At 67.4% G+C, this 4,200-nt stretch carries 2 protein-coding genes; one reads left to right on the top strand and one right to left on the bottom strand.

The genetic code is table 11. The features are described 5' to 3' along the window. Nucleotides 1-1,003 precede the first annotated feature (1,003 nt). Nucleotides 1,004-1,963 (top strand): hypothetical protein, encoded by a 960-nt coding sequence (locus ACFYXM_RS36935; RefSeq protein WP_389296215.1) that lies wholly within the window; start codon nt 1,004-1,006, stop codon nt 1,961-1,963. 1,000 nt (nt 1,964-2,963) lie between these two features. On the opposite strand, the gene ACFYXM_RS36940 is transcribed toward ACFYXM_RS36935, so the two are convergent. Next, nucleotides 2,964-3,653: a chitinase gene (locus ACFYXM_RS36940; protein WP_389296217.1), complete on the bottom strand. Its 690-nt coding sequence runs from the start codon at nt 3,651-3,653 to the stop codon at nt 2,964-2,966. Nucleotides 3,654-4,200 lie beyond the last annotated feature (547 nt).

Here is a 4,200-nt window from a genome sequence, read left to right on the forward strand (position 1 = left end):
GAACATCCCGCTTCGCGGGACGTTCCCGGAAACCAGCGCGAACCCCTATGAATCAGACCCGTCAGGGTTGACGAAACAGATAGGGGCACCCCCCCCAGGGCCCGCTCGGCTACTGCACCGGCACCGGGCCCGACGAGCCGTTCGATCCCGATGCCACCACCCGGGCCCTGGAGCGGAACGGGTGGCGGGTCACCGGCTCCTGGGTGAAGACGCCACCGACGTACGAGGCCCCGTTCACCGCGACGGTCGAGAAGGCTGGCGCATAGCCGGGACACGAGCAGGGCGTCCCTGAGGCGTTGTCACGTTGTCGAGGGTGTTGGCGCTTGGCGGGGCGTCGGGGCGTGCTGGGGTCGGTTCCGGCTCCGTGCTCAGGCCGTGGCGGGCAGGCCGGCGGTGCCGGTGATCTGCTCCCAGATGGTGAAGCGGACGGTCATTTCGGCGTGGTAGTCGGGTGCGGCCATGAGGTGGCGGCGGGGTCGGACGTGGGGTGAGGTGCCGCTGAACGCGGACAGGAAGCGTTGTGCTCCGCCAGCGGAGCTCCCACGCCCGTTCGGTGACCAGCGCGCACCTGCGGCTCGGAACAACACCGCATCCTCGGTCTGCTGCAACAAGTAGCGGTCAGGACCGTCAGGGCCGGACTCACGGCCGAAGCGGGCGGCCGCCGCTGTGCTGGGCCGCTGAGGACGGGCAGCACGCCCTGAGCGTCTACGGTCATCGACTCTTTGCCGGGATGACGTCTGCGGGATCCGGTGGCATAACGCATCTGGCCGGATTGGTGGCCGGTTCTCACGAACGCGCACCAGCCCGAGGCGCTGGTCACTACCGTCGCGACTACGACGAAGGCGACGACCGGCCCAGTCGACCGGGCGATACGGGTGGTGCTGTGGCTGTACGCGCTCATGAGCATCCCGTTGTACATGCGGTTCCTGCACACATGGGCGACCGTCGGGCCGGCAGCCGCCCGACGACGACCCGCGCTTTCCGAGACCGTAGAAGGACGCTCATGAGCATCAACGCACCCCGCCCGTCCGGACAGTCGCCATACGGCCGGCCGCCGCAGCCGTACACGCCGCTGTGGCGACGGCTGCGTGAGGACGAATGGCCGCCGCTGGGCGAGGTGCTGCGAGGACGGCAGGAACAGATACACCCCGGGATGTGGCTGGTGCTGCTCCTCCCGTGCCTGTGGTGGCTGACCGTGCCGCTGCTGGCCGGCTACCAACTGGCCCGCACGGCCCGCCGCATGGCACGCCGGATCTTCCCCGGACACCCGGAAGGGCGCATCGAGGACCCCGAGATCCTCCGGGTGCAACGGGTGCGGGCCTGGACAGCCCTCACCATGTCGGGGGTGCTGCTGGCCGTGTTTGGCGGCTGGCAGGACGTGTCGGAGGCACAACAGCAGTTCACGCAACGGCTGTTTCTCGCACCCTGGGTGGCGCTGCTGAGCGCGGTAGTGGTGGTGGCGCTGCTCTTCTGGGCGGCCAGGCCCGCGGCGCGGCGGGCCATGCGGACGCACCTGTGGCCGGCCGCCCGGTCGGCCCTGTGGTACTTCGCCGCCTGGACGCTGCTACCGCTGCTGTTCATGGCGGCGTTCAAGGGCATGAGTCTGCTGCCCAGCAACTTCACCGGTCTGCCCGGACTACTGCTCCTGGTATCCATGATGTTCGTGTGCTTCGCGCTCTGGACACCGTTCTGGTGGGTGATCTACTTCCTCTGCTTCACCTCCGGTCCAGCACTACGGCACGCCTTCAACCTGCCCGCACTGCACGCGGCTCTGCCCGCACTGGTCACCTCCGTCCTGGTCTGGGTAATCGCCTTCCTCGGTCTGTCGGCGGGCGGTCTGCCGCCGGGCCCGGTGCCGCTCGCTGTCTGTGCGTTCCTCGGTGGCCCGGTGTCGGTGACGGCTCTGGCCTGGTGGGAGATCCACCGGCTGCGGCGGCGGCACGGGGTGCGGTTGCGGGGTTAACGTCGCGGAGCTGTCACGCAGCCGCAGGGTTCTCTTCAGCTGTGCTGGTGTGCCACCGCGACCTGCGGGAGCTCCTGTCCTGCTGGGCCGGCGGGCACCCCACTTCCGCATGCCTCCGCAGATCGCCGTCCAGGCGAGAACCGCGTCGCGGCGGACGTCTCGGGCCGGTCCCTCTTCGTCACAGCCCGACCCGGCCGGGACCACCGCGGATCCCGGCACGACGGGCACGCGACGGAGCGGGGCGGTGGTTCGGTTCCCGGCCGCCGCAGATCGGACAGGATCAGGCCGACGTGGACGGTGGGGCAGAGGCCGCAGCTCTTGCCGCTCCCCACACGTCCGCGTCGGCAGCCGTGCCGCACAGCCGAATCTCCTGCGTGTGATCTTCAGGCGCCGGCATGCGCTCCCTCCGGCGCATTACTTCGCGGGCAGGGTGACGTCCGGACAGGACCGGGACGTGGCCGCCGCGTCGAGAAAGCTCTGGAACGTCGCCCTTCGAACCTCTCCGAATTCCGCAGCGGAGTCGGTCCGATCCAGCAGCACCTCGTCGTACTCGGTGTTCCACCGGGAGCGAAGTAGACATCTCCCACTCTTGCAGTGAAGAACGGCCTGGCCGGAGGCCACACGTCCGTCGTTCCCAGGAAGCTGCGATGGAGCCGAACACCTCGCCCTGGTCGCACGGCACGGCCGGATCCGTGATGGTCTCGCCGTCATCAGCCACCATCACCGCGAGGTCGGTAGCGATCCGACCCGGTTCATGACCGGTGCCGCGTGGCCGAAGCGGTCTCAACGCGGTGGAGTACGCGCTGGTCAGTCCGGGTGTCCACGATCTGGGGTGAAGCCCCAAAGCCGGGTAGTTAGCGAGGTGAAGCCCCGATGGTCACCGCCCGGCGTTGTTGCCATTCAAGTGCTGCCATGCACGGCTGGCGCATACCGGCCGGCATCGGCCGGGGGAGTGGAAAGTCGCTGCGCTCGGCTTTCCACTCCACGCCGGTCAGTCCCTTCAGCAGGAGAGGTTGCCGCCGCCGACGTCGGTGCCCAGAACGGAGGCGAACTGCTTGTACAGGTTGATTCGGTCGTTGCGCTCGTCAGGGTTCTTGCCGTCGCACTCCAGGGCACCGTTGATGCTGCGGATGGTCTCGCCGAAGCCCTTGTCGTTGACGATGGCGTCGTGCGGGGCCATCGTCCCGGCGCCCGATTGTGTGTTCCAGAACCAGAGCCCGGTCTTCCAAGCGACAGCGGGGTCCTTCTCCACCAGGTACGGGTTGTTCAGCAGGTCGAGGTGCAGGGCTTCGCCGGCGGCCTTGTAGTTGAAGTTCCAGCTCAGCTGAATCGGTCCACGCCCGTAGTACGCGGACTGTCCGGCCGGGCAGCCATAGGGCTGAGAAGTGTCGCAGTAGTGCGGATAGTTGGCGGCGTTCTGCTCGACGACGTACTTCAGTCCGCCCGTCTCGTGGCTGACGTTGGCGAGGAAGGCCGCCGCCTCGCGCTTGCGTGTGGCGTCGCTGCCCGCGGCGGCGAACTGCGGGTATGCACTCAAGGCGTCGACCAGACCGCGGTAGGTGTAGAAGGGGTTCCGGCTCGGGAACATCTGGTTGAACTGGCCTTCGCTGACCACGAAGGAGTCGGCGGTGGCCGGTGTCGTCCAGCCGGCCACGGAGAGGGTGCCCAGTACAGCGGCTGAGGCCAGCATGGATAGGGTGTGGAACAGCTTCATCGTTCCTCGCTTCGGCAGTCGGTAGGTACGTGTCTGAGTTGCAAAGCAACGGGATCATCGTGATCGCCGACTCCGAAAAGAAGTGCATGAAAGGCCCGAAACCATCCGTTCGGATCGCATTTGGTCAACCGGTTGAGGGGCATTCACTCCAAGGCGAGCACGAGCGGGCCCAGTGCGGTTCCCGGAAGTTGTGCCAGAACCTGAGAACGGGCAGCATTTCGACAGCAGCTCGGGCAGCGGCCGAGCGTTCCGCACCGGCCGCAGCTCCTGCCGCTCCCCACACGTCCGCGTCGGCAGCCGTGCCGCGCAGCCGAATCTCCTGCGTGTGAACTTCGGGTGCCGGCCTGCCGGTCACGGCCTAGTACTGCAATCACAGTTATGGGGTCTGGCCTCGGCGTTTGTACCTGCGTTCCGCGTAATTCAGCGGCCTAGCCTCAATACCGGTAACTTAAGGGCAATTTGGTCGTTGTTGTTGGTATGCCAAGAGCGGGTCAGCTGAAGTCATCTGGTGAGCGGCTGTCGG

The organism is Streptomyces sp. NPDC002476 (assembly GCF_042889785.1).
GTDB lineage: Bacteria > Actinomycetota > Actinomycetes > Streptomycetales > Streptomycetaceae > Streptomyces.